The 4,068-nt window shown below is 71.4% G+C and carries 4 protein-coding genes; 3 read left to right on the top strand and 1 reads right to left on the bottom strand.

Features of this window, described 5'->3' with window-relative positions:
• A partial coding sequence (locus ETD96_RS42075; protein ID WP_138642065.1) for a hypothetical protein occupies positions 1 to 699 on the bottom strand: 699 nt, incomplete at its 3' end.
• Between the two features lie 565 nt (positions 700 to 1,264).
• Here ETD96_RS42075 and ETD96_RS42070 point away from each other — a divergent pair.
• The 3 genes from ETD96_RS42070 to ETD96_RS42060 all read left to right on the top strand — a co-directional run bounded on the left by ETD96_RS42070 (position 1,265) and on the right by ETD96_RS42060 (position 3,693).
• Positions 1,265 to 2,275: a sulfotransferase family protein gene (locus ETD96_RS42070; RefSeq protein WP_138642064.1), complete on the top strand. Its 1,011-nt coding sequence runs from the start codon at positions 1,265 to 1,267 to the stop codon at positions 2,273 to 2,275.
• Positions 2,276 to 2,812: 537 nt separating this feature from the next.
• Positions 2,813 to 3,070 carry an acyl carrier protein gene (locus ETD96_RS42065; protein ID WP_089326922.1) on the top strand — a complete coding sequence of 86 codons (258 nt, stop codon included), beginning with the start codon at positions 2,813 to 2,815 and terminating at the stop codon, positions 3,068 to 3,070.
• The gene (locus ETD96_RS42060) at positions 3,070 to 3,693 is read left to right on the top strand and encodes an SGNH/GDSL hydrolase family protein (RefSeq protein ID WP_138642063.1); all 624 of its coding nucleotides are present in this window, start codon (positions 3,070 to 3,072) and stop codon (positions 3,691 to 3,693) included. The genes ETD96_RS42065 and ETD96_RS42060 overlap by 1 nt, the downstream gene beginning before the upstream one ends.
• The last annotated feature ends 375 nt before the right edge of the window (positions 3,694 to 4,068 follow it).

Genomic DNA, 4,068 nt, shown 5'->3' with positions numbered 1-4,068 from the left:
GGCCAGGTCGGACGCCGTGCCGTGCGGCATCACCCAGAAGAACCGGCCGTCCGGGTCGAAATCGAAGATCAGTGCGGTGCTGCCGGCGGTGAGGTCGTCGGCGGGGTCCGCGAGGTCCTTCGCCGCGCCGGCCACGGGCAGGTCGGACGCGGGCCGCCGCACCTGGACGATCGCGGACGACCCGTCCGGGGCGATCACCTCGGCCTGGCCGAAGTCGGGGCCGACCCGCCCGGTGCGGATGACGCACGGCAGCCCGACGAAGTCGCGCAGCGACGCCCCCGTCTGGTCCTGGAAGACGCGGCGCAGCGGCAGCACGGCGAGCCGCGTCCCGGCCCAGGCCACCACCAGCGCCCCCGTCATGCCGAGGAGCCGCAGGGGGAGGCCGTCGGTGAGCGCCGACGCCGCCAGGCTCACGAACCACGCGAGCGCGATCAGCAGCGACAGCACGACCGTGACCGGGACGCCGCCGAGGCCGACCATCGCGAGCCGCTCGGCGACGAGCCCGTCCCCGTCGGCGTCGCCGCCGTCGGCGCCCCCGGCGCCGGCACCGGCCCCCGTATCGGCATCGGTGCCGGCGCCGAGGAAGTCGACGCCGAGGCCGCCGAGGAGGACGAGCGTCCAGTACCCGGCGACCACCAGGAGAGAGAAGCTGAACAGCGCTGTGGGAAAACCGAACGCGGCGTCGAGGAATTCGCCCATGGAAATGCACGCTCCCGCATCGAGACGTCATTGACCGACCGGGCCGCCGAAAGGGCGTTCCGGTAATGCGAACGGGTTCGCTGAGTGCGCGGGGGAGGTACGCGGTGGATACGCGGTGGATACGCGGTGGGTCGTGCTCAGGTATCCGGGAAGGCGTGCGCCCAGGTGATGTGACTCAGGTCATAGGGCCTGACGTCCCGCGGGCGGGCACGGAGCGGCCGCGCCGGCGTGGCCGGCGGCGCAGAGAAAAAGTGCCGAGGAGTCATCGAACACCCTTCTGGTCGGAGACACATCCTGTCCCGCCGACCAGGCTTCCCGGCACACCGATAGTTACTTTAGCTTATTTCTCGCGGGGAGGGAAGTCTTTAAACGACGGGTCGTCTGATAAGGCCCGCCGGTCGTGCCGTTCACAGCGAAAGTGATGATCCTCGCGGCACCGCGACGCCCCGTTTTTTCGCGCCTCCGGGTCCGTGAGGCCCCTGCCCGCCGGGGCTCCGCGGATGTTCAGGTTTCCTTGAGCCGCGCTGGAGCTTCGGCTCAGGTCCCGGGGGTACGTTCGCCCGCCATGACCAGGGAGTCCTGCCGGCCGATCATCGTCCTCGGATGCCCGCGATCCGGGACGACGCTGCTGCAGCAGATGCTGCACTCGCACCCCGGGATCGCGTTCCCGTCCGAGACGCGGTTCGTGCACGTCGCCTACGAGCGCAGGCACGACTTCGGCGACCTGGAGCAGGAGGCGAACCGGCGGGCGCTGGCCGAGTGGATCACCGGCGGCGCCGACACCAAGTTCCCCGTCCTCGACCTGGACGCGGCGCGCGTCGTCGAGGAGATCGTGCACGGGCCGCCGACGCTCGGGTCGGCGCTGGCGGCGGTCTTCCGCGCCTACGCGCGGCGGCACGGCAAGCCCCGCTGGGGCGACAAGCGGCCGAGCTACTTCCGGCGGGTGCCGATGCTCCAGCGGATGTTCCCGGACGCGCAGTTCGTCCACCTCGTCCGCGACGGACGGGACGCGGTGAGCTCGCTGATGCGGATGCCGTGGTTCAAGGGCGACCTGTACGCGGCGGCGCTGACGTGGCGGGAGGCGGTCGACACCGGCCGCCGCCTCGGCGAGCGCCTCGGCCCGGACACCTTCTACGAGTTCCGCTACGAGGACCTCGTCGCCGAACCGGAGGACGCGCTGAAGGGCCTGTGCGCGTTCCTCGGCGAGGAGTACGACCCCGTCATGACGCAGGCGTACCGGCACGCGCGCCAGACCGTCCCGTCCTCGCGCAAGTGGCACCTGCGCACGCACGAGGCGCCCAACACCCGCCAGGTCGGCGCGTGGCGCGACCGGATGGCGGACTGGGAGGCGGACCTCGTCGAGCACGTCCTCGCCGACCGGCTGCGCCACCACGGCTACGAGCTGACCGGCGTGCCCCGCCCGGCCGCCGCGCACCTCGCGCGCTTCCACCGGCTCGCGACGCACCGCTGGCGGTCGCGGCACGCGCAGGCCGTCCGGGACCGGCTCGCGGAGGCCCGCGAGCCCAACCCCGTCGTCTCCCGCCTCACCGGCCCGGTGCCCCTGCCCGAGCGGTGACCGGGCGGTGACCGAGCGCTGACCGGCCGCAGACCAGACGCCGGCCGGACGGGCGGCCGCCGCCCCGGCTCTTTACCGGAAGGTGTGAGGACTGACACGGCGGGGTCAGGTGACCCTGTCTCCGGGGCAAGGGGGCCGTCGCGCGGCCCCGATGGACCCGTCTGGCCGGTTGTCCGAAATTCTCATGGAACGTGCCGGGCGGGCCGGCGCCCCGCCGCGGCGCGCCCGCCGGGGAACCGCGCAGGTGGCGTGCCCCGGTGCGCCCCGCGGGGGAGAAGCGGACCGCTGGGGCGGACGGGGACAGCGTTTTCCGATCATGATCGGCTGGGCCCCTTATCGGCAGGGGTTACCCGGCGGTAGCAAAGCGCCGTTTTTACCGCGCCGCTGACTTAATTTACGCGACGGAGACATGGTCGTGTCCGTTCGTTCACATACCGATCTGAGACACGCCCTGCTTTTGGTTGTATCTTGCGTGTTGCTCGTCACTCGATAGCTATCGCGATTGATTCGAGATCCTCTGACATAAGGAGGAGTGCGGTGACCAGTTCGGAAACAATTTCCCACGGCGAGCTGCAATCGTGGCTTCTTGACAGGATCGCCTTCTACCTCGACAGGCCCCCGGAAAACATCGACCCGGCGGTGGAACTCGCCCGCTACGGAGTGGACTCGGTCTACGCGATCAGCATCATCAGCGACATCGAGGACCATCTGCAGGTCGAGGTCGACGTGGCCGAGGCCCGGCGCCGCGAGACGGTGACCGCCCTCACCGACTACCTGCTCGAACTCGTCGCGTGATGGGCGGCCGGCCGGACGACGGGCCCGCGCTGGTCGTCCTCGGCGACAGCGTGGCCGAGGGCCAGGACGATCCGGACCCCGCCGGCGGGTGGCTCGGCTGGGCCGGGCGATTGGCCGCTCACCTGGGCATCCCCCGGGAGCTGATGCTGAACGCCTCCGATCCGGGCGCGACGGTCGAGGACGTGGTCCGCGACCAGCTGCCGGCCGTCCGGCACCTGCGGCCGGACCTGGTGGTGCTCGGCTGCGGCATGAACGACGCGCTGCGCGGCTTCGAGCGGCCGGCGGCGGCGCGGCGGCTGGACGAGCTGTTCGGCTGGGCGCGCGGGCGCGGCGCGGTGGCGCTGGCGATCCCGGTGCCGCGGCCCCCGCTGCTCGACCTGTCCCCGATCTCGCAGTTCCGCAAGAAACGCACCGTCCAGCGCATTCACGACTTCAACGCCGAGCTCGACCGCGTCTCCCGGGACCACGGAATGGCGTTCCCCGATCCGGAGACGGTGGCGAAAGTCGCTGACCGCGCGATGTGGAGTCCCGACGGAATCCACCTTAATCCGGACGGCCACGCCTATGTGGCGGAGGTGATCGCACAGATAGCCGGAGACCTGCTCGGTGAGCGGGTGGGCTGAGCCTCGGGGGCCGATTCCAGCAGTGTGGGAAACAGATGAAGAGACCATTCGCGCTCGCGCGCGTCCCCCAGTCGATGATGCTGATTCCGCTGGCTCCCGTGCTGGCCTTCCAGGCGTGGCGGACGGTGCGCCGGACACCGCGGCTCGACCCCGCCGGCGGGGACGAGCACGGCTTCGTGCAGGGCGCGAACCCCGGCACCGGGCGGCCCGCGTTCCGCGTGGTCGTGATCGGGGAATCCACCGCGGTCGCCGCAGTTCCACTTCCGCACGACGGACGTGGTCGGCGGCATCGACCTCGGCGGCGAGGGCGGCATGGCGCTGCCCGGCGACACCGTCGAGATGGCCGTCGAGCTGGGCAGGCCGGTCGCGATGACC

The sequence above is a fragment of the Actinomadura geliboluensis genome (genome assembly GCF_005889745.1).
GTDB lineage: Bacteria > Actinomycetota > Actinomycetes > Streptosporangiales > Streptosporangiaceae > Spirillospora > Spirillospora geliboluensis.
This window is presented reverse-complemented; position numbering and strand designations above follow the sequence as displayed.